Genomic DNA, 19,725 nt, shown 5'->3' with positions numbered 1-19,725 from the left:
GCCACAGCCGCGAGTACCTACAGTGGCACTCCATGCCGGAGGTCGCGTAAGCCCCGAGGAGAACTGCATGAGCAGCCTGACCCTCGACGCCCGAGCGGCGACGTACTCCCGGCCGTTTCCGCAGTACCTCCGGCGCGGCGCCCGCCGCGGCGAGGCCGACGGCGCCGGGCCCTCCGAGGCGCTCAAGGAGCTCGTGCTGCGGGCCCGGGACGGCGACGCCGAGGCGTTCGGCGCCCTCTACGACCACTACGTCGACCTCGTCTACCGGTACGTCTACTACCGGGTGGGCAGCCACCCCCTCACCGAGGACCTCACCAGCGAGACGTTCCTGCGCGCGCTGCGGCGGATGCCGTCGTTCAGCTGGCAGGGCAAGGACTTCGGCGCCTGGCTCGTCACGATCGCCCGCAACCTGGTCGCCGACCACTTCAAGTCCGGCCGCTACCGCCTGGAGATCTGCACCGCCGAACTGCTGGAGCCCCCGGGCATGCCGCAGGACGGCCCTGAACGGGTCGTGCTCGACTCGATGACCAACCTGACGCTGCTGGAGGCCGTCCGGGACCTCGGCTCCGAGCAGCAGGAGTGCGTGGTCCTGCGCTTCCTGCACGGGCTGTCGGTGGCCGAGACCGCGCTGGTCATGGGGAAGAAGACCGGGGCGATCAAGGCGCTGCAGTACCGGGCGGTGCGCTCGCTGGCCCGGATGCTGCCCGCCGACCTGCCCGTCGCGTAACCGCGGCCTCACTGCGCGGGCAGGGCCGTACGGCGCGTCCGCGAAAGTTGCACGGCTTGTTGCGCACAGCCCGTAACCGCCGCGCCGCCCCCTCGTTTTGGGAGGCGAGACCGCATTCGCATGGGGGGCTGCCATGAGAACGAGGCGGATCAGGACCACCGCGAGCGTCAGCACGCTGGAACGACTCCGCGTGCACGGCGCCGGACCGGATCCCGACTTCCGCGCCGGGCTGCGTGAACGACTCGTGGCCGCGGCCGCGGACCGCGCCGCGCCCGACCGCGCCGCGTCCGACCACGGCACACCGGACCACGCCGCGTCCTGAAACCTGCCGGGACTTTGCGACACAGCGCTCGCAATTCAGGCCGGCGACAGGGCCCCGTCAAGCCCGTTGACTAGGCTCTGGGAGCATGCGGCGATTCTGGCAGCGCGCCAAGGACGAGAATTATGTGAACGCGGGCGAGGTGGCCGCCGCGGCGGCCGACGAGCCGAGGGCGCTGCCGGAGCCCGATCCGACGGCCGCGGCCTTCTTCGACGTGGACAACACGATGATGCGCGGCGCGTCCATCTACTACTTCGCGCGCGGCCTGGCGTCCCGCAAGCTGTTCACCATGCGCGACCTGGCGATGTTCGCCTGGGGGCAGGCGTCGTTCCGGCTGCGCGGCGCGGAGAACGCCGACCACATCCACAGCGCGCGCGAGACCGCCCTCGCCTTCGTGGCCGGCCAGAAGGTCGACGACCTGGTCCGGCTGAGCGAGGAGATCTACGACGAGGTGATGGCCGACCGGATCTGGCACGGCACCCGCTCGCTCGCGCTGGAGCACCTCGAATCGGGCCAGCAGGTGTGGCTGGTCACGGCCACGCCGATCGAGGTGGCCCGGACGATCGCCCGCCGCCTCGGCCTCACCGGCGCGCTGGGCACCGTCGCCGAGACCCGCGACGGCGTCTACACGGGCCGCCTGGTCGGCAACCTCCTGCACGGCCCGGCGAAGTCGGAGGCCGTCCGCGCGCTGGCGCAGCGCGAGGGCCTGGACCTGTCCCGGTGCTCGGCCTACAGCGACTCGGTGAACGACCTGCCGATGCTCACCGCCGTGGGCCACCCGCACGCCGTCAACCCCGACTCGGCCCTCCGCGACCACGCCAAGGAGAACGGCTGGCCCGTCCACGACTTCCGCACGGGCCGCAAGGTCACCATGGTCGCCCTTCCCGCCGCGGCCGGCGCCGGCGCCCTGGCCGGCGGCGTGGCGGCGGGCATAGCCCTCCGCAAGCACTACCGCACCTGACCCCGGGCTCCCTCCATCGCCCGGGTTTCGGGCGCCCTAGGGGTCAGCCCGAGTTGAGTGAGGACGGACTCTCCCGTTGGGCGCCCCGGTCGGAGGCGGTGTCGATGACCTCGTCCAGGACGTCCCTTGAGCGTTTCAGGTCGCCGATCATCCGGTCGATGCGGTCGCGTTCGGCGGCGAGGTCGGCGACCAGGCGCGGGGTGGCGATCTCGGAGGGGCCGCCGTCCGCGTCCCGCATGCAGGGCAGCAGTTGCGCGATCTTCTTGCTGCCGAGCCCGGCGGCGAAGAGCTCCTGGATGCGGATGACCCGGTCGACCGCGCCGTCGGGGTAGTCGCGGTGGCCGCCCCCGGTACGGTCGGCGGCCAGCAGCCCCTGCGTCTCGTAGTAGCGCAGAGAGCGTTCGCTCACTCCCGTGCGCCGGGCCAGTTCTCCGATGCGCATCCGCCGCTCCACTGATGTCGGGTCTCACCGTATCCCGACGGCGGCGCCGGTCACGGACCGAGGCTCTGGAGGAGCTTTTCGGTGTACGCGGCGAGGCGGGCGGCGTCGTCCGGGTCGAGGGTCTTCAGCGACGGGTCGACCCGCTTGCCCCGGTCGACGGCGTGCAGCGGCTCGGCCGGGGGACGGTCGATCCACTCGACGATCGGCCCTACCGCGTCCGCCACGGGACGGGCGAAGAACCTGGCGAGCAGCTTGAGCCCACTACGGACCGCCGGGTTCTCGTGGCCGTCCACCCCGCTGCGGGTGAACCCGGGGTGGTACAGGACGTACCGCGCCCGGCTCCCGGTATCGGCGAACGCGACACCGAGCAGGTCGTTGGCCCGGCCCGCCTGGAGTTGTGCGCGGACCTGGCCGTAGCGGCGCGTCAGCTGCGGGTCGTCCCAGTGGATCCGCCCGGCGGTGTTGCCGACGCCGGCCACGTTGATGATCACGGGGGCGGGGGCGGCGTCCAGCAGCGGGCGCAGCCGGTGGCCCAGCAGGTGGCGGCTCAGGTAGTAGAGGGCGAAGGTGCGTTCCAGCCCGTCCGGGGTCTCCCGGCGCTTGGGGTTCACCCGGTTGGCGAACAGCGCCAGCGCGTCGACCGCGTCGTGCCGCTCGGCGATGCCGGCGGCGACGCGTTCGACCTCGGCGATCGAGGACAGGTCGGCGCGGACGAAGTGCAGATCGGGACTGGACGCCCGTTCCAGCAGGGCCCGCCCCTTGGCCTCACTGCTGCCGATCACGGTGACGCGGTCGCCCCTGGCCAGCCGCTCCAGGGCGGTGGCGCGGCCCATCCCGTCCGTCCCGCCACTGATGATCACGGTTTTCGGCACGGTGCCTCCCTAGGCTTGACTCCACTGGTCCCGATCATGGGCGGCCAGGCCGGGAGGCTGAAAGAAGGCACTTCGATGTCCGGTACGCACACCGATGTTCCCTCCGTCGTCGCGCACGAGCTGCCGCGGCCGGTGCCGCTAGACGAGTTCGCCGCGTGCCCGGTCGGGGAGGTCTTCAGGCGGGTGGGCGACAGATGGAGCATGCTGCTGGTGATCCTGCTGGGCCGGCGCTCCTACCGCTACAACGAGCTGCATCGGGCGATCGAGGGGATCAGCCAGCGGATGCTGACCCGTACGCTGCGCGGTCTGGAGACCGACGGGCTCGTCCACCGGGAGGTCCACCCGACCGTGCCGCCCAGCGTGGAGTACAGCCTCACCCCGTTGGGCCGCACGCTTCTGGAGCCCCTCTCCGCACTGGCCGACTGGGCCGTCCTGCACGAACCGGAGATCGCCAAGGCCCGTGCCGAGCGGATCAGAGGGGGCGGGCCCAGTTCTGACCTTTGAGGTCCTTGCCGAAGCTGTGGTGGGGGGCCTGGTCCACCAGTTGGAAGCCGGCGACCTGGTAGATGCGGCGGGCCGCGGTCAGGACGTCGTTGGTCCAGAGGGTGATCTCGGCGTAGCCGGCGGTCCGGGCGAAGGCGAGGCATTGGTCGACCAGGCGGGCGCCCAGGCCGTGGCCTCGGGCGGACGGGTGGACGAGCAGCAGCCGCAGCCTGGCCGTGCGGTCGTCGTCGGCCACGCAGAAGACGCAGCCGGCGCGGCGCCCGTCGACCTCGGCGATCCAGGCGGTCTCGCGGGCGGGGTCGCCGGAGCCGGCGTGGTCGGCGACGATCCGGGCCACGAGGGCCTCGAACTCGTGGTTCCAGCCGAACTGCTCGGCGTAGATCTCGCCGTGGGCCTGCACCACCCAGCCCAGGTCTCCGGGTTCGCCCAGGCGCCGTACGGCGGAGTCGGTCATGATCACTCCCTCGACTGAAACGAGTGTTTCAGTCAGACTACGATAACACCATGGCCAGCGACGAGACCGCTCCTTCGGCACGGCGGAACGAGCTGCTGGAGGCCGCCTACCGGTACGTCCTGGCGCACGGCCTGGCCGATCTGTCGCTGCGCCCGCTGGCCGCGGCGATCGGGTCCAGCCCGCGGGTGCTGCTCTACCTGTTCGGCAGCAAGGACGGCCTGGTGCGGGCGCTGCTGGCCCGGGCGCGCAGCGAGGAACTGGAGCTGCTCGAGCAGATCGGCCGCGGGCCGTACGCCTTGGAGGAGGCGGCCGGGCTGCTCTGGGACTGGCTCTCGGATCCCCGGCGCCGGTCGCTGCTGCGGCTCTGGGTGGAGGGGTACGCCCGCTCGCTGATCGACCCTGACGGCCCGTGGGCCGGGTTCGCCGCCGCGACCGTCGACGACTGGCTGGCGGTGCTGGCCACGATGCAGGACCCCGCCGACCGCGACGGCGCCCGGGACCGGACGGCCGTCCTGGCGATCCTGCGGGGCGCGCTGCTGGACCTGCTGGCCACCGGCGACGAGGAGCGCGTCACCGCCGCGGTGCGCGCCCGGCTGCACGGGAACCAAGCGCTCGCTTGACTAGTGGCTCCCGGCACGCCAGCGTGGTCGTTGATCGACGCGGCGTACGGGAGAGGGCCGATGGGCTTGCTGGACGGGCTTCGGGTGCTGGATCTGACCATGTGGCGGCCCGGGCCGTACGCCACCCAGCTGCTCGCGCAGCAGGGCGCGGACGTGATCAAGGTGGAGCCGCCCGGCGGCGAGCCGATGCGGATGTTCCGCGGCCACTTCGACCTGCTCAACCAGCACAAGCGGTCGATCGCGCTCGATCTCAAGGACGCGGCCGGACGGGCCCGCTGCCTCGATCTGGCGGCCGGCGCCGAGGTGTTCGTCGAGGGGTTCCGGCCCGGTGTCGCGGACCGGCTCGGCGTCGGGCACGAGGCGCTGCTGGCGCTGAACCCGGGCCTGGTCTACTGCTCCCTGTCCGGGTACGGGGCGGACGGCTCCCTGTCCGCGGTGCCCGGCCACGACGTGAACTACCGCGCCTACGCGGGCGCCCTCCTGGACGGGACGCCCTCGCACGAGCTCCCGGTGGCCGACATGGCGGCGGCGACGATGGCCGCGTTCGCGATCAGCGCCGCCTGCCTGAAGGCCCGCGCGACCGGAATCGGCGAACGCGTCGATCTGGGCATGGCCGACGTGATGGCGCACTGGGTGGGCACCGCCCCGGAGATGCCCACGGCGGGGAGCGGCGGGCCCGTCCCCGGTTACGGGGTGTACACGGCCAAGGACGGCGGGCAGGTCGCCCTGGGCGTGGTGTCGGAGGAGCGGCTGTGGGCGGCCACGTGCCGGGCGCTCGGGCTGACCGAGCACGTGGACGTGCCGTTCGCCGAGCGCCTGGGCCGGGTCCGCGAGCTGGACGCGGCGGTGGCGGACGCGATCGCCCGGCTCGGCCGCGACGAGGCCGTCGACCTGCTGGACGCGGCGGGCGCCCCCGTCGCACCCGTGCTGGCCAGGGCGGAGATGATGGCGCACCACCACTTCCAGGCCCGCGGCGTGATCGGGGACGGGACGGTGGGGGCGCCGTTCCGTACCGCCGTCCATCCCGGCCTTCCCCCCGGCCCGGTCGCGGAGCTGGACGAACACCGCGGCCAGGGCTGGTAACCGCCAGATATTTCGTAACGTTTCGTCGTATTCACCTGGCATGCTGGATGGGTGAGCGAGTCGGAGGAGCAAGCGGGTTACACAGCGTGACCGCGCGCGTGCTGAGTCCCGTGCTGGTGGGCCGGTCGGCCGAGCTGGGAGATCTCGAGGAGGCGCTCGCCCACGCGCCCGGCGCCGTGCTGGTCGGCGGTGAGGCGGGGCTGGGCAAGACCCGGCTGATCCGCGAGTTCGCCGCGACCGTGAGGAACGGGGACGCCGGCGTCCGGCTGCTGGTCGGCGGGTGCCTGGAGCTGGGGTCGGACGGCCTGCCGTTCGCGCCGTTCACCACCGTCCTGCGCGGGCTGGTCCGCGACATCGGCATCGAGGGCGTGGCGGAGCTGCTGCCCCGGGGCGACACCGCCGGGCTGGCGCGGCTGCTGCCGGAGTTCGGGGAGCCGGAGACCGACGCGGCCTCCGCCGAGGAGCGCGCGCGGCTGTTCGAGCTGGTGCTGATCCTGCTGGAGCGGCTGGCCGAGCGCGGCCCGGTCGTCCTGGTCATCGAGGACGCGCACTGGGCGGACCGGTCCACCCGCGACCTGCTGGCGTTCCTGGTGCGCAACGCCGACACCGCGCCGCTGCTGATCGTGACCACCTACCGCACCGACGAGCTGCACCGCGCCCATCCGCTGCGGCCGCTGCTGGCCGGGCTGGCCCGCGTGGACCGGGTGCGGCGGCTGGAGCTGAACCGGCTGTCGCGCGGCGACGTGTCCCGGATGGTGGCCGGGCTGCGCGGCGAGGAGCCGCCCGCGGCGCTGGTCGAGCGGATCCACGCGCGCAGCGAGGGCAATCCGCTGTTCGTGGAGTTCCTGCTGGAGGCCGACGACGGCGGCAAGCAGGGCGAGCTGCCCGAGTCGCTGCGCGACCTGCTGCTGGCGGGCGTGCAGCGGCTGCCGGAGGAGACCCAGGACGTGCTGCGGGACGCCAGCGGCGGCGGCACCCGGATCGAGCACGCGCTGCTGGCGGCGGTGTCCGGGCTGGACGACGCCCGGCTGACCCGGGTGCTGCGTCCCGCCGTCGCCGCCAACGTGCTGGTCGTGGACGGCGACGGGTACGCGTTCCGGCACGCCCTCATCCGCGAGGCCATCCACGACGACCTGCTGCCCGGCGAGCACACCCGCCTGCACACCCGGTACGCGCAGGCGCTGGAGGGCGAGCCCGGGCTCGTCCCGGCGCGGCGGCTGTGGGTGGAGCTGAGCCACCACTGGCTGTCCGCGCACGACGCGACGTGGGCGCTGGTCAGCGCGTGGCGGGCGGCGGGCGAGGCGCGCAAGGCGCTGGCGTACGCCGAGCAGCTCGCGATGCTCTGGCGCGTCCTGGAGCTGTGGGAGCGGGTGCCGGACGCGCCCGACCGGATCGGCGCGGCGCATCTGGACGTGCTGGAGCAGGCCGCGATCGCCGCCGACCTGGCGGGCGAGTTCGACCGCGGCATCAAGCTCGCGACCAGCGCGCTGAAGGCCACCGGCACGGGCGAGGGCACCGGCCCGCGGCGGGCCGCCCTGCTGGAGCTGCGCGGCCGGATGCGCCACCAGATGGCGCTGCCCGGCTTCGTGGAGGATCTGCAGGAGGCGGTGCGCTGCATCCCGCCCGACCCGCCGACCGAGCTGCGGGCCCGGACGCTGTCCACGCTGGCCACCTACGTGCGCCTCACCACCGACATCGAGGTGGCGCGGAGGGCGGCGGCGGAGTCGCTGGAGATCGCCCAGAGGATCGGCGCGCTGTCCGCCGAGGTGGACGCGCGGACCACCCTGTTCTGCGTCGACATCGACTACGACGCGGACGAGGCGGCGCTGACGGAGGTGGAGGAGCGCGCTAGGCGCGCCGGGAGCCCCCGCTCGCTGCTGCGGGTCGCCGTGATCAAGTCGCACTTCCTGGAGGGCGCCGGACGGCACGAGGAGGCCGTCGAGGTGGCGCACCGCGGCATGGAGCTGGCCCGCGAGTACGGCGTGGCCCGGACGCAGGGCACGTTCCTCGGCATCAACCGGGCCGAGCCGCTGGTGTCGCTGGGCCGCTGGGACGAGGCGCGCACCGTGCTGCGGCAGGCCATGGAGCAGGACCCGGCGATCACCATCCGCACCTCGCTGGTGGTGCTGGACGGGGAGGTCGCGCTGGCCCTCGGCGACCTGGCCACCGCCCGCGACCGGCTGGCCGAGGCCCGCGAGATCATGGACCTGAAGATGAAGTGGCTGAAGACCCAGGACTTCTTCGCCACGCTGCGGCTGGAGGCGCAGGTGCGGATGGCCGAGGGCCGGCCGGACGCGGCGCTGGCGGCGGTCCGCGGGGTGATCGCGACGCCGGGCCTGCCCGACGACAGCCGGTACGCGTGGCCGGTCCTGGTGATCGGCGCGGCGGCGTGCGCCGAGCTCGGGGACGCCGCGACGATCGACGGCGCGGCGGCGTTCCCGCAACTCCGGGCCAGGGTGGCGGGGCTGGACACGCGCAGCCCGGCGCAGGAGGCGTACCAGCGGGCGTTCGAGGCGGAGGCCACGCGGGTGCTGGACGAGCCCGACCCGGAGGTCTGGGACGCCTCGGCGGCGGCCTGGGAGGCGCTGCGGCGCCCGTACCAGCGGGCGGAGGCGCTGCTGCGGGCCGCGGAGGCGGCGCTGGCGCGCGGCGACCACGGCGCCGCGGCCGAGCGGCTGGACCGTGCCGCCGATCTGGCGGGCGAGCTGAAGGCGCGGCCGCTGTGCGAGCGGATCGCGGAGTGCGGGCGGCGGCTGCGGCGCCGGGACGAGGCGGCCCCGCTGGGGTTGACGCCGCGCGAGTTCGAGGTGCTGCGGCTGGTGGCGGAGGGGCAGAGCAACCGCGACATCGCCGCGGCCCTGGTCATCTCGGTGAAGACCGCCAGCGTGCACGTCTCCAACATCCTGGCCAAGCTGGAGGTCGGGAGCCGCGGCGAGGCCGCGGCCACCGCGCACCGCCTCGGCCTCTTCCAGCCCACCCGCACGGGCTGAGGCCCGCGGCCTGGCCGGTCGGTCCCGGGGGGCTGCCCCGCCGGGACCGACCGGAGCTTCGAGGCGAAGGCCGGCGACCGGGGCCTCCCCTCCCGGGCCCCCGTCACCGGACCTCCGGGCCACACGGGAACTACAGTGGCCGGCCTTCTGGAGCGCGCGCCGCGGAAGTACGCGGTACTTCACCCGCCTGGAGGAACGGCCCGTACCCCGTCCGGCCGGTTCCCATCCTGGCCGCCTAGGGATACCGAGAGGCATCGGGAGACATCCCGATACGCATACCTATTCGCCACCCACTCCCGGGCACGCCGAAAGCCCCGCACCTGCAGGACGGCACGGGGCTTTGCGGAGCGTCTGAGGAGCCGGGCGTCAGCGCGGGACGCGGGCCACGCAGAAGACGGTCTGCCCGAACGGCGGCCGGACGACCCGCTCGATGCCGCGGGTCAGCGGCACGACCGTGCGGTCGTAGATCTTCACCAGCCGCGGGTCGGGGTAGCCGACGCTGCCCCGGCGGACCGCGACCCACCAGGCGATGCCGCCCAGGAAGTTGATCGGCTTGAGCACCTCCGGCAGCAGCCCGGCCTCGCGGACGGAGGCGGCCAGGGTGGCGGGGGTGTAGCGGGTCACGTGCCCGACCTTGCGGTCGAAGTCGCCGTAGAGCTGCATGTAGCCGGGCACCCAGATGACGATCCGGCCGCCGGGCTTGGTGACCGCCGCCAGGTCGCGCAGCGCCTGGGCGTCGTCCTTGATGTGCTCCAGCACGTTCATCATGACGACGGTGTCGACCTTCTGCCGGATGCCGACCTCGGCGGGCAGTTCCAGGTCGAGGACCTCGACGTCGTCGTTGTCGGCGTAGCGCTTGCGCAGCTCACCCACGCAGTACGGGTCGTTGTCGCTGACGGCCAGGTAGTCGAGCCGGCCGGCGAACTGCTCGGAGAAGTGCCCGAGACCGGAGCCGATCTCCAGGAGGGAGCGGCCGACGTACGGCGCGACCGTCTCGTACTCGTACTTGCGGTAGTTGCGGGCCTCGTCACCGCCGAGGTGGTTCTCCAGCGCGCCCTCCCCGGCCGCCGGCTGGACGAGCTCCCCGTCCCCCGCGGCCGGCGCCGCGCGCTGTGTGCGTGAGCCGCCGCTGCTCACGAGGTTGAGGAGGGTACCGGTGATGGACTTCTTCTGACCTGGTGACTGCATTACTTCCCGCTCGCTGGGTGCGTTCGTCGCTCGCTGGCGTTCAGCCTGGCGTTCGCCCGACCGGCGGGCCGACACCTCTGCGGGGCCAGGCCGGTTCTCAGGCGCAAGGTCGCGTCAGTCTATCCACAGGGACCGCCTCCAAGCGCCGCAGGCGCGCTTTTTCACCCCCGGCACGTCGCCGCACCGGCGTTCCCGGGACGCGCCCGGATCACCGTCCGGTGCACGCCCTGGCCTGGCTGGACGGGCCGGCGCCGCCCATGAGATGCCAGGTCACGTCGCTGTAGCGGGCGGCGAAGAGGTAGTCGCGGCAGGCCCGTTCGAGGGCGTTGGGACGCCGGGCGCGCAGGATTCCGAATTCGTCGGCGACGGTGTTGAGCACGGCCGCCGCGACCGTGTCAAGGGGGACGTCGGCGCCGAGGTCGCCGAGCGCGGGGGGCGGCCCGGCCCGCCGCGCGCACGCGATGTAGCGGCGGGTGCCGGGCCCGGCCGGGACGACGTGCACCGCGGCGTGCACGAGTTCGGCGTGCCGGGTGCGCAGCCGCGCGGTCTGGACGGTCCCGTTCCAGAGCGCCGCGGCCGAAACACCGAACCGCTCGACGGCCTTGGCCACGAGCGCGCCGAGACCGACCGACGAGCCGGAGTCGGGGCCGGGGCCGACCGCCTGGACGAGGGTGAAGTTGAGCGTGCCGGGGCCGGTGTAGACGGCCTCGCCGCCGCTGGCCCGCCGGACGACGCGGACGCCGTCCTGGGCGCATCCGGCGACGTCCACGGCCCGGTCGACGTCCTGGAAGCGGCCGACGACCACGCTCGGCGCGTTCTGCCAGATCCGGAACAGCGCCACCGGACCGGTCGCGCCGTCGGCGTCGGCGTCGGGGAGCGCGAGCGAGCCCGAGCGGGCCAGCGCCTCGTCCAGGGCGAGGTTCCACGCCGGGTCGCCGGTGTCGTCGACGATCACGCTGAGCACCGCCCGCCCTCCTCCCACCGGCACCACCGAAACCACCAGCACCATGCGAAACCGATCTTTGCAAGATATCGACCTTGCCGACAGTCCACAGGAAGACGGTTTTCAGATGGTGACACTCGGGGAAAGGTGCCCGGTCAGTCGATGAAGCGGTGGACGCCCTCGCGCTCGCCCGGACCCGGCTCGGCGGCGGCGATCCACGGGCCGGGCAGGGACGGGTCGAGCACGCCCTCCTCCAGCCAGGTGAACTCGCCCGCGAGGACCTGCCGGGCCAGCTTGGAGTCGAGGTCGTCGGTGTTGCGCCAGAGCCCGTCGAACAGCTCCTCCACCCGGACGCGGGCCTGGCGGCAGAACGCGTCCGCGAGCCGCAGCGCCGAGTCGCCCGGGGCCGTCGCCGAGTCGCCGGCCAGCGGCGGGACGCCGGCTCCGGCGCGGGCGTCGGCGTGGGCGCGCACGCACACCGCGCTCATCGCGAACAGCTCGGCGCCGATGTCGACCATCCGGCCGAGGAAGCCCTGCTTGTACTCCAGCCGGCCCTGCCAGCGACCGGCCGCGTAGAACGTCGAGCGGGCCAGCTTGCGGGAGGCGCGCTCGACGTAGCGCAGGTGCCGGGCCAGCGGGCCGAACTCGGCGTACGACCCGGGCCGCTGCCCGGGGCCCGTCACCAGCGTGGGCAGCCAGCGGGCGTAGAACCCGCCCGCGCGGGCCGCGGCGCGCGCCTTCTGCTCGCGGCTGGCCTCCGGGTCGATGATGTCGCCGGCCACCGACAGGTGGGCGTCCACCGCCTCGCGGGCGATCAGCAGATGCATGATCTCGGTGGAGCCCTCGAAGATCCGGTTGATCCGCAGGTCGCGCAGGACCTGCTCGGCCGGCACCCCGCGCTCGCCCCGCGCCGCGAGCGACTCCGCGGTCTCGTAGCCGCGCCCGCCGCGCACCTGGACGAGCTCGTCGGCGACCCGCCAGGCCATCTCCGAGGACCACAGCTTGGCCAGCGCCGCCTCGATCCGGATGTCGTTGCGCTCGTCGTCGGCGAGCTGTCCGGCCAGGTCGAACATGGCCTCCATGGCGTAGGAGGTGGCCGCGATGAACGCCACCTTGCGGGAGATCGCCTCGTGCTCGCCGACGGGGCGGCCCCACTGGACGCGCTCCCGGCTCCACTGGCGGGCGATCCCGGTGGCCCACTTGCCGGCCGCGGCGCACATCGCCGGCAGCGACAGCCGGCCCGTGTTGAGCGTGGTCAGCGCGATCTTGAGCCCGGCGCCCTCGGCTCCGATGAGATTGGCCGCGGGCACCCGCACCCGGTGGAAGCGGGTGACGCCGTTCTCGATGCCGCGCAGCCCCATGAACGCGTTGCGGTTCTCGACCGTGATACCCGGGGTGCGCATGTCGACGACGAACGCGGAGATGCCGCCGCGGTGCCCCTCCCCCTTCGGGACGCGGGCCATCACGACCACCAGGTCGGCGATGACGCCGTTGGTCGTCCACAGCTTGACCCCGTCCAGGACGTAGGAGTCGCCGTCGGGCACGGCGGTGGAGCGCAGCCGGGCCGGGTCGGAGCCCACGTCGGGCTCGGTCAGCAGGAACGCGCTGATCTCCCGGGCGCAGCGCGGCAGCCAGGTCTCCCGCTGCTCGGCGGTGCCGAACAGCTTGATCGGCTGCGGCACGCCGATGGACTGGTGCGCCGACAGCAGCGCGCCCAGCGCCGGGCTCACCGAGCCGGCCAGCATCAGCGCGCGGCCGTAGTAGAGCTGGCTGAGGCCGAGACCGCCGTACCGCTCGGGAATCTTCATGCCGAGCGCGCCGATGTCGCGAAGGCCGCGGACGGTCTCTTCCGGAATGCGCGCCTCGCGTTCGATCAGGGCGGAGTCGACCTCGGTGGAGCAGAATTCCCGAAGCCGCTCCAGGAACGCCTCTCCCTTGCGCCGGGACTCGTCGTCGGCCCGCGGATGGGGATGGACGAGATCGAGCCGGAAATCGCCCAGGAAGAGTCCTTTACCGAAGCTGGGCAGGCGCCATTCGGCCTCCCGCGCCTCCTCGGCGACCTTGCGTGCGGTGCGCGCGTCCACGGCCCCGCGCGCGCCCTCTCGCGCCCTTTGCCGGGTCGTGCCGGGCCCGGTCTCGCTGGGCCCGGAAGCGCCGTTCTCGGTTGACTTGCTGCTGGTCTGGCTCATGCCGGCTCCTCGGCGGCGGCGTGCGGTCACCCGTGAATCACATCCGGGGCCGTACCCGGGGGCCGGGCCGGTCATTCGACTCCGATCAGGATTTGGACGCCGCTTGGGCGTCCGGTAACACCGCTCCCGCCGGCCGGAATGGGAACCGGGAAAGGGACCGTTCCAGCGCGGCAGAACCGCGTCCACCATCGGCCGGGAGAGCGGCGGCTTTTCCGAACCGTCCGGCTGGAAGCGCGCGAAGTCTCCGATAAGATCAGTGTGACCGAAGGCCTTGACCGTACGAGGCCAGAGGGGTTCGCTGTGCGTGATGGATGAGACACGGAGACCGACTCTCATCGCCTCGGTGCAGCGTGCGCTGCGGCTCATGGAGGCGGTGGCGTCACATCCCAACGGGGCGCCGGCCAAGCAGCTCGCCCGCGAGGCCGGGCTTCCCCTCGCCACCGCCTACCACCTGCTGCGCACGCTGGCGCACGAGGGCTATGCGATGCGGCTGTCGGACGGCGTCTGGGTGCTGGGCGAACGGGTGCAGACGCTGCACGGCCAGAGCAAGACCCAGCAGATCCTGGCCCGGATCCGCCCCACGCTGCTCGCGCTGCGCGACGAGCTGGGGGCGGCGTCCTACTTCGGCATGCACGTCGACGACGAGATCCGCATCATCGACATCGCCGACGGCCCGCGCACGCCCCGGGTCGACCTGTGGGTCGGCTTCGACGAGGCCGCGCACGCCACCGCGATCGGCAAGTGCGTGCTGCGCCAGCTCAGCGAGGACCGCCGCCGCGACTACCTGTCCCGGCACCCGCTGGTCGACCTGACCCCGCACACGATCACCGAGCCGCGGCGGCTGCTCCGGCTCCTGGCCACCCCCGCCGACCTCACCATCGACCAGGAGGAGTACGCCCTGGGCACGGGCTGCGCCGCCGTCCCGGTCAGCGACGCCACCGGCTCCGTGGTGGGCGCGCTGGCCGTGTCGTGCCGGCCGGGGCGGCTGCCGAAGATGCAGGCGGCCGCCGACCGCCTCCAGGCCACCGCCGCCCGCATCCAGCGCACCCTCACCCTCACGCTCTCCTAGGCCATGTTCCCGGGAGCGGCGATGCCCTCCTACCGGATCAGCGGCCCTGGAAGTGTGGGTCGCGGCCTACCAGGCACAGGTGCGGAGATGCCCTCCTGCCCAGTCAGCGGCCTTGGAAGTGTGGGTCGCGGCCTACCAGGCACAGGTGCGGAGATGCCCTCCTGCCCAGTCAGCGGCCTTGGAAGTGTGGGTCGCGGCCCTCCAGGAAAGCGGAGATGCCCTCCTTGGCGTCCTCGGAGCCGGCCAGTTCCACGAGCTCGCCGAGCAGGTGCGCCACCTGGTCCTCCAGGGGACGGCCCTCGATCGCGAAGAACGCCTCGCGGCCCTTGCGCAGCCCGAGCGGGCTCTTGGCGGCGATGGCGCGCGCCAGGTCGTCCACGTGGGCGTCCAGCTCGGCGCGCGGGACGACGTCGGTGACCAGCCCGATGTCCCGGCCCTCGGCGGCGGTGATCCGGCGTCCGGTGTAGTAGAGCTTGAACGCCTGCTTGGGCGGCACGTTCCGGTTGATGATCGCCATGATCATCATCGGCCAGAGGCCCACGCCGGCCTCGGGCGTGCCCAGCTTCACGTCCTCGGCGGCCACCACCAGGTCGCAGGCCGCCGCCAGCCCGAGCCCGCCCGCGACCGCGTGCCCGGCCAGCCGCGCGATGATCGGCTTGCCCAGCGCCGGGAACGCGGTGAACAGCCGGTACGGGGCGCTGGCGCGGATCGCCTCCGGATCGGCGACCGGCCGCCCGTCCCGCTGCGCCCGCCCGAGACCGCCCAGATCGGCACCCGCGCAGAAGGCCCGGTCGCCCGCGCCCGTCAGCACGATCACCCGGACGGCGTCGTCCGCCCCGGCGCGGGCGAACGCGTCCAGCAGCTCGTCGATCATCCCGTCGCTGAGCGCGTTGCGCGCCTCCGGGCGGTTCAGGGTGATCCGCGCGATCCGCTCGCCCACCTCGTACAGGATCGTCTCGTACCCGGTCTCCATGCCCCTCCTCGCACGCGGACGGCGGGCGGGGCCGCCATGGCCCCGCCCGCCGTATTCTCGCCCGTCGCGCGGAATCAGACCCGCTCGATGATGGTGGCGTTGGCCTGGCCGCCGCCCTCGCACATCGTCTGGAGGCCGAAGCGGCCGCCGGTGCGCTCCAGCTCGTGCAGCAGCTTGGTCATCAGCACGCAGCCGGTGGCGCCGAGCGGGTGGCCGAGCGCGATCGCGCCGCCGTTGGGGTTGGTCTTCTCCAGCGAGGCGCCGGTGTCCTTGGCCCAGGCCAGCGGGACGGGGGCGAACGCCTCGTTCACCTCGAAGGCGTCGATCTCGTCGATCTTCAGCCCGGACCTGGCCAGCGCCTTCTCGGTGGCGGGGATCGGGCCGGTCAGCATGTAGACCGGGTCCGAGCCGGTGACCGTCAGGGTGTGGATGCGGGCCCGCGGGGTCAGGTTGTGCTGCTTCACGGCCTCCTCGGAGGCGATCAGCAGCGCCGAGGACCCGACCGAGATCTGCGAGGCGACGGCGGCGGTCAGCGCCCAGCCCTCGCGCAGCGGCTGGAGCCCGGCCATCTTCTCCAGGGAGGTGTCGGGACGGGCGCCCTCGTCCTTGGTCAGCCCGGCGATCGGGGCGATCTCGCGGTCGAAGTAGCCGGCCTCGATGGCCTTGACCCCGCGCCGGTGGCTCTCCAGCGCGTACTCCTCCAGGTCGGTGCGGCTGAAGCCCCACTTCTCGGCCATCAGCTGGGCGCCGCGGTACTGGGAGATCTCCTGCTTGCCGTAGCGCTCGGCCCAGCCGTCGCCGTACGGGAAGGGCATGCCCTTCTCCAGCGCCATGGCGACCGAGGAGCCCATCGGCACCATCGCCATCTGCTCGACGCCGGCCGCGACGACCAGGTCCTGGGTGCCGGACAGGACGCCCTGGGCGGCGAAGTGGATCGCCTGCTGGGAGGACCCGCACTGGCGGTCGATGGTCACGCCGGGGACGTTCTCGGGCAGCCCGGCCGACAGCCAGGCGGTACGGGCGATGTCCAGGGACTGGGGGCCGACCTGCATGACGCAGCCCATGATGACGTCCTCGACCGCGGACGGGTCCACTCCGGTGCGGTCGACGAGCTCCTTGAGGACGTGGGCCCCGAGGTCGGCGGGGTGAACGTCCTTGAGGGCACCCTTCTTGGTGCCGACGGGGGTACGGACCGCGCCGACGATGTACGCCTCGGCCACTGCGCCTCCAATGTGGGTTGGGTTCCGTCCCGAAACCGAGTCAGATTCGGTCAGTCGCTACGAGAGTACATCGCACCGAGCGCAATGCCATATGACCCGGGTCTCGATGGTGCTCCTCACAAGGGTGGCACGCCGGTCAGGAGCCCGGACGGGCCGGGTGGACGGCCTCGCCGTCGGCGTCGTCCCCCAGCGACTCGTGGGCCAGCCGCGACAGCAGCCGGGCCAGTTCGGGGTGCTCCTCGGGCGACCAGCCGTCCAGGTGCCGGCACAGCCCGGCCCGGCGGGCCTCGACCAGCCGCGCCGCGGCCTCGCGTCCCCGCTCGGTGACGGCCAGCACGCGCCCCTCGCGGCGTTCCACGAGTCCCTCGTCCACCAGGCGGTCCACGTACGGCCGCCCCCGCTCGACCGGCACCCCGGCGAGCTCGGCCAGCTCGGGGCCCGGGACGGTGCCCTCCCGGGCGACCCGGCACAGCGTCCACAGGCTGCCCGCCGGCAGGGGCGGGGCGCCGGCGGGCACCGCGCCCGCGAGCGCGCCGAGCCGCACGTACAGCTCCTGCGCCTTCGGGTCGTGGCGCATCAGCTCGCTCAGCGCCCGCTCGATCTCGTGCCGGGACGAGCGGACCGTGGGCGCCGCCCCGAACCCCTCCCCGTAGTCGCGGGTCCGCGAGGTGGCCCGCAGCGGCACCTCGCGCAGGAACCAGGTCAGCGCGAACGCCGCCAGCACGACCGGGACCGCCCACCGGAACACCGGCTGGAGCGACTCGGCGAAGACGTGGACGAACTCCGCGCGGACCTGCGGCGGGAGCCGGTCCAGCACCTTCGGGTCGCCCTGCACGGCCGCCGGGTCGAAGCCCGGCGGCAGCCGGACCCGCCGCACCAGCTCCTCGGTGTTGCGGGCCAGCTCGCTGCTGAAGATCGACCCGAACACCGCGACGCCGAACGACCCGCCGATCTGCCGGAAGAACGTCACCCCGGACGTGGCCGACCCCAGGTCCCCGTACGACACCGCGTTCTGCACCGCGATCACCAGCACCTGCATGACCATGCCGAGCCCGAAGCCCAGCAGCGCGAACCGCAGGCTGGTGGACAGGGTGGAGGTGGTCTCGTCCATCCGCGAGCACAGCCACAGCGCCACCGCGATGATCGGCGTCCCCAGCACCGGGAAGACCTTGTAGTGCCCGGTCCGGCTGATCAGCTGCCCGGAGCCGATCGAGGAGACCAGCATCCCGGCCATCATCGGCAGCAGGTGCACGCCGGACAGCGTCGGCGACACCCCGTTCACCACCTGCAGGAACAGCGGCAGGAAGGTCAGCGCGCCGAACATCGCGAAGCCGACCGCGAAGCTGATCGCCGAGCCCAGCGTGAACGTGGCGGTGCCGAACAGCCGGGGCGGCATCACCGGCTCGGCGGCCCGCCGCTCCACCACCACCCAGACGGCGATGAGCACGGCCGCGAGCGCGCCCAGCCCGACGATCTGCGGGGAGAGCCAGTCGTACTGAGTCCCGCCCCAGGTGGTCAGCAGCACCAGCGCGACCGACCAGCCCACGATCAGCAGGATCCCGGCGTAGTCGATGCGGTGCCGCTCCCGTTCGGACGGCGCGTGCAGCACCACGGCGACGGCCGTGAGCGCGAGCGCCCCGATCGGCAGGTTGATGTAGAAGACCCAGCGCCAGGTCAGGTTGTCGACGAACCAGCCGCCCAGCAGCGGCCCGACCACGCTGGCCACGCCGAACACGGCGCCGAACAGGCCCTGGTAGCGGCCGCGCTCGCGGGGCGGCACCACGTCCCCGACGATCGCGACGACCAGCACCATCAGCCCGCCGCCGCCCAGGCCCTGCAGTGCCCGGAACGCGATCAGCTCGGGCATGTCGCGGGACAGCCCGCACAGCGCCGAGCCGATCAGGAAGATGACGATCGAGGTCTGGAACAGCCGCTTGCGGCCGTACTGGTCGCCGAGCTTGCCCCACAGCGGCGTGGACGCGGTCGCGGCCAGCAGGTAGGCGGTGACCACCCAGGACAGGTGGTTGAGCCCGCCCAGGTCGCCGACGATGGTGGGCAGCGCCGTCGACACGATCGTCTGGTCGAGCGCGGCCAGCAGCATCGCCAGCATCAGCGCGCCGAGGACGACGAACAGGTCGCGGCCGTGCGGCATGGTCTGCCGCGACCCGTTCCAGGCCGTCGCCCCTGCGGCCATCGTGAACCCCCCATACCATCACGTACGGGGAGTCTCTACCCAGCGACGATCGAGGCTCACGCCGCGTCCGGCGGGGACGGGCGCCGGACGGCGGACGAGAGGCGGGCGGCCCGCGGCGGGCGGCCTAGGACGGGCGGCCGGAGGTGGCCGTCAGCGGACGATGTCCTTGGCGACCTTGGCGGCGCCCAGGGCGGTGCAGCCGCCCGCGGCGGCGAGGACCCCGGCGGAGGCCCACACCGGCACGTTCTTGCGCGTGCGCAGCCCGCCCACGGTGTCGAGGGTGTCGATCGCCAGGCCGACCCGGGCCCACAGCCTGCGGTCGGAGTCCTTGCTGAGCAGGTAGCCGGCGCCGACCGCGATCTCCCGGGCGGCGAACATCCGGGTGACGAGGTCGCGGCTCCCGTCGGCGGTCTTCGCCCCGCCCAGGAGCTTGGCGGTGAGGCCGGGCGCGGCGAACGCCACCACGCCCAGCGCCACCCGGCCCCGGGCCAGGCTGAGCATGAGCTCGTCGACGCGGTCGCGACTCTGGTCCTGGTCTTCCTTCGCATCTGCCACGGAGGTGAGGTTATCCCCGTACCGGAGGGAACTCGACCCTTGGGGTAACTCCGTCCTTACTTCCGCGCGGGGCACCGCCGGGACGGGCCCGGCCGTTTAGGCTGCGGGGAGGAAACGGCACCCCTCATCCGACCCGCGCATCCCTCCGAACGCCCGAACGAAGGTGGCCATGGAAGGCATCCTCGCCCTCATCGTCGTCGCGCTGCTGGGCTCGTTCTGCGTCCGCTGGGCGGCGGGCCGGATGCGCCTGCCGATCCCCGCGCGCGCCAGCGTGCTCATCGTCCTGGTGCTGACGATCCTGCTCTTCTGGGGCAACAGCATGAACTAGTCCGGACGCCCGTCCGGTTTGTCTGTGGATTTTTCCACTCAGGTTGAAGAATTTTCGCCCGACAAGCCGAACAAACGGCCCGACCGGGGAGTCA

Annotated in this window: 19 protein-coding genes; 9 read left to right on the top strand and 10 right to left on the bottom strand. The window is 73.2% G+C overall.

Annotation, left to right across the window (positions count from 1 at the left end):
• Positions 1–67: 67 nt before the first annotated feature.
• The 3 genes from ACZ466_RS26135 to ACZ466_RS26125 all read left to right on the top strand — a co-directional run bounded on the left by ACZ466_RS26135 (position 68) and on the right by ACZ466_RS26125 (position 2,007).
• Positions 68–727 (top strand): sigma-70 family RNA polymerase sigma factor, encoded by a 660-nt coding sequence (locus tag ACZ466_RS26135; RefSeq protein ID WP_378284330.1) that lies wholly within the window; start codon positions 68–70, stop codon positions 725–727.
• Positions 728–860: 133 nt separating this feature from the next.
• Positions 861–1,049 (top strand): hypothetical protein, encoded by a 189-nt coding sequence (locus ACZ466_RS26130; RefSeq protein WP_378284331.1) that lies wholly within the window; start codon positions 861–863, stop codon positions 1,047–1,049.
• Between the two features lie 85 nt (positions 1,050–1,134).
• The gene (locus ACZ466_RS26125; protein WP_378284332.1) at positions 1,135–2,007 is read left to right on the top strand and encodes an HAD family hydrolase; all 873 of its coding nucleotides are present in this window, start codon (positions 1,135–1,137) and stop codon (positions 2,005–2,007) included.
• 43 nt (positions 2,008–2,050) lie between these two features.
• Here ACZ466_RS26125 and ACZ466_RS26120 read toward each other — a convergent pair whose 3' ends face one another.
• Together ACZ466_RS26120 and ACZ466_RS26115 are read right to left on the bottom strand one after the other, a co-directional pair.
• Positions 2,051–2,449, bottom strand: a complete 399-nt coding sequence (locus tag ACZ466_RS26120) for a MerR family transcriptional regulator (RefSeq protein WP_378284333.1) — start codon at positions 2,447–2,449, stop codon at positions 2,051–2,053.
• 50 nt (positions 2,450–2,499) lie between these two features.
• A complete protein-coding gene (locus ACZ466_RS26115) occupies positions 2,500–3,321 on the bottom strand; it encodes an SDR family NAD(P)-dependent oxidoreductase (RefSeq protein ID WP_378284335.1) in 822 nt (273 codons plus the stop codon).
• 75 nt (positions 3,322–3,396) lie between these two features.
• On the opposite strand from ACZ466_RS26115, the gene ACZ466_RS26110 reads away from it, so the two are divergent.
• Positions 3,397–3,825 carry a winged helix-turn-helix transcriptional regulator gene (locus ACZ466_RS26110; RefSeq protein ID WP_378284336.1) on the top strand — a complete coding sequence of 143 codons (429 nt, stop codon included), beginning with the start codon at positions 3,397–3,399 and terminating at the stop codon, positions 3,823–3,825.
• On the opposite strand, the gene ACZ466_RS26105 is transcribed toward ACZ466_RS26110, so the two are convergent.
• Positions 3,794–4,279, bottom strand: a complete 486-nt coding sequence (locus ACZ466_RS26105; protein ID WP_378284337.1) for a GNAT family N-acetyltransferase — start codon at positions 4,277–4,279, stop codon at positions 3,794–3,796. The two genes, ACZ466_RS26110 and ACZ466_RS26105, sit on opposite strands and share 32 nt — an antisense overlap.
• A 50-nt stretch (positions 4,280–4,329) precedes the next feature.
• On the opposite strand from ACZ466_RS26105, the gene ACZ466_RS26100 reads away from it, so the two are divergent.
• The 3 genes from ACZ466_RS26100 to ACZ466_RS26090 all read left to right on the top strand — a co-directional run bounded on the left by ACZ466_RS26100 (position 4,330) and on the right by ACZ466_RS26090 (position 8,972).
• Complete coding sequence (locus tag ACZ466_RS26100) at positions 4,330–4,899, top strand: TetR family transcriptional regulator (protein ID WP_378284338.1); 570 nt, start codon at positions 4,330–4,332, stop codon at positions 4,897–4,899.
• Positions 4,900–4,959: 60 nt separating this feature from the next.
• Positions 4,960–5,982: a CaiB/BaiF CoA transferase family protein gene (locus tag ACZ466_RS26095; RefSeq protein WP_378284339.1), complete on the top strand. Its 1,023-nt coding sequence runs from the start codon at positions 4,960–4,962 to the stop codon at positions 5,980–5,982.
• 86 nt (positions 5,983–6,068) lie between these two features.
• Positions 6,069–8,972 (top strand): helix-turn-helix transcriptional regulator, encoded by a 2,904-nt coding sequence (locus ACZ466_RS26090; protein ID WP_378284340.1) that lies wholly within the window; start codon positions 6,069–6,071, stop codon positions 8,970–8,972.
• 366 nt (positions 8,973–9,338) lie between these two features.
• On the opposite strand, the gene ACZ466_RS26085 is transcribed toward ACZ466_RS26090, so the two are convergent.
• From ACZ466_RS26085 to ACZ466_RS26075, 3 genes are all read right to left on the bottom strand, one after another.
• Positions 9,339–10,109: a class I SAM-dependent methyltransferase gene (locus ACZ466_RS26085; RefSeq protein WP_378284342.1), complete on the bottom strand. Its 771-nt coding sequence runs from the start codon at positions 10,107–10,109 to the stop codon at positions 9,339–9,341.
• Between the two features lie 259 nt (positions 10,110–10,368).
• Entirely contained in the window at positions 10,369–11,169 is an 801-nt protein-coding gene (locus tag ACZ466_RS26080; RefSeq protein WP_378284343.1) for a lipoate--protein ligase family protein, read from the bottom strand.
• A gap of 89 nt (positions 11,170–11,258) precedes the next feature.
• Positions 11,259–13,292, bottom strand: coding sequence for an acyl-CoA dehydrogenase family protein (locus ACZ466_RS26075; RefSeq protein ID WP_378284344.1), 2,034 nt, complete (start codon positions 13,290–13,292; stop codon positions 11,259–11,261).
• 343 nt (positions 13,293–13,635) lie between these two features.
• On the opposite strand from ACZ466_RS26075, the gene ACZ466_RS26070 reads away from it, so the two are divergent.
• Positions 13,636–14,361: an IclR family transcriptional regulator gene (locus tag ACZ466_RS26070; protein ID WP_378284345.1), complete on the top strand. Its 726-nt coding sequence runs from the start codon at positions 13,636–13,638 to the stop codon at positions 14,359–14,361.
• 169 nt (positions 14,362–14,530) lie between these two features.
• On the opposite strand, the gene ACZ466_RS26065 is transcribed toward ACZ466_RS26070, so the two are convergent.
• The 4 genes from ACZ466_RS26065 to ACZ466_RS26050 form a co-directional block, all read right to left on the bottom strand.
• Positions 14,531–15,334, bottom strand: a complete 804-nt coding sequence (locus ACZ466_RS26065; protein WP_378284346.1) for an enoyl-CoA hydratase/isomerase family protein — start codon at positions 15,332–15,334, stop codon at positions 14,531–14,533.
• A 74-nt stretch (positions 15,335–15,408) separates the two neighbouring features.
• Positions 15,409–16,554 (bottom strand): acetyl-CoA C-acetyltransferase, encoded by a 1,146-nt coding sequence (locus ACZ466_RS26060; protein WP_378284347.1) that lies wholly within the window; start codon positions 16,552–16,554, stop codon positions 15,409–15,411.
• A gap of 136 nt (positions 16,555–16,690) precedes the next feature.
• Positions 16,691–18,748 carry an MFS transporter gene (locus tag ACZ466_RS26055; protein WP_378284348.1) on the bottom strand — a complete coding sequence of 686 codons (2,058 nt, stop codon included), beginning with the start codon at positions 18,746–18,748 and terminating at the stop codon, positions 16,691–16,693.
• Between the two features lie 150 nt (positions 18,749–18,898).
• On the bottom strand, positions 18,899–19,303 hold the full coding sequence (locus tag ACZ466_RS26050) for a hypothetical protein (protein ID WP_378284349.1): 405 nt from the start codon (positions 19,301–19,303) through the stop codon (positions 18,899–18,901).
• A 169-nt stretch (positions 19,304–19,472) separates the two neighbouring features.
• On the opposite strand from ACZ466_RS26050, the gene ACZ466_RS26045 reads away from it, so the two are divergent.
• Positions 19,473–19,631, top strand: a complete 159-nt coding sequence (locus ACZ466_RS26045; RefSeq protein WP_378284350.1) for a hypothetical protein — start codon at positions 19,473–19,475, stop codon at positions 19,629–19,631.
• The last annotated feature ends 94 nt before the right edge of the window (positions 19,632–19,725 follow it).

The sequence above is a fragment of the Actinomadura rugatobispora genome (genome assembly GCF_055379765.1).
The sequence above is the reverse complement of the archived record's forward strand: the minus strand, read 5'-3'. Positions and strand labels throughout refer to the sequence as shown.

Coding starts and splice junctions, on each gene's coding strand:
- ACZ466_RS26135 (WP_378284330.1), top strand. CDS start 68: ATGAGCAGCCTGACCCTCGACGCCCGAGCGGCGACGTACTCCCGGCCG.
- ACZ466_RS26130 (WP_378284331.1), top strand. CDS start 861: ATGAGAACGAGGCGGATCAGGACCACCGCGAGCGTCAGCACGCTGGAA.
- ACZ466_RS26125 (WP_378284332.1), top strand. CDS start 1,135: ATGCGGCGATTCTGGCAGCGCGCCAAGGACGAGAATTATGTGAACGCG.
- ACZ466_RS26120 (WP_378284333.1), bottom strand. CDS start 2,449: ATGCGCATCGGAGAACTGGCCCGGCGCACGGGAGTGAGCGAACGCTCT.
- ACZ466_RS26110 (WP_378284336.1), top strand. CDS start 3,397: ATGTCCGGTACGCACACCGATGTTCCCTCCGTCGTCGCGCACGAGCTG.
- ACZ466_RS26105 (WP_378284337.1), bottom strand. CDS start 4,279: ATGACCGACTCCGCCGTACGGCGCCTGGGCGAACCCGGAGACCTGGGC.
- ACZ466_RS26100 (WP_378284338.1), top strand. CDS start 4,330: ATGGCCAGCGACGAGACCGCTCCTTCGGCACGGCGGAACGAGCTGCTG.
- ACZ466_RS26095 (WP_378284339.1), top strand. CDS start 4,960: ATGGGCTTGCTGGACGGGCTTCGGGTGCTGGATCTGACCATGTGGCGG.
- ACZ466_RS26080 (WP_378284343.1), bottom strand. CDS start 11,169: ATGGTGCTGGTGGTTTCGGTGGTGCCGGTGGGAGGAGGGCGGGCGGTG.
- ACZ466_RS26075 (WP_378284344.1), bottom strand. CDS start 13,292: ATGAGCCAGACCAGCAGCAAGTCAACCGAGAACGGCGCTTCCGGGCCC.
- ACZ466_RS26065 (WP_378284346.1), bottom strand. CDS start 15,334: ATGGAGACCGGGTACGAGACGATCCTGTACGAGGTGGGCGAGCGGATC.
- ACZ466_RS26055 (WP_378284348.1), bottom strand. CDS start 18,748: ATGGCCGCAGGGGCGACGGCCTGGAACGGGTCGCGGCAGACCATGCCG.
- ACZ466_RS26045 (WP_378284350.1), top strand. CDS start 19,473: ATGGAAGGCATCCTCGCCCTCATCGTCGTCGCGCTGCTGGGCTCGTTC.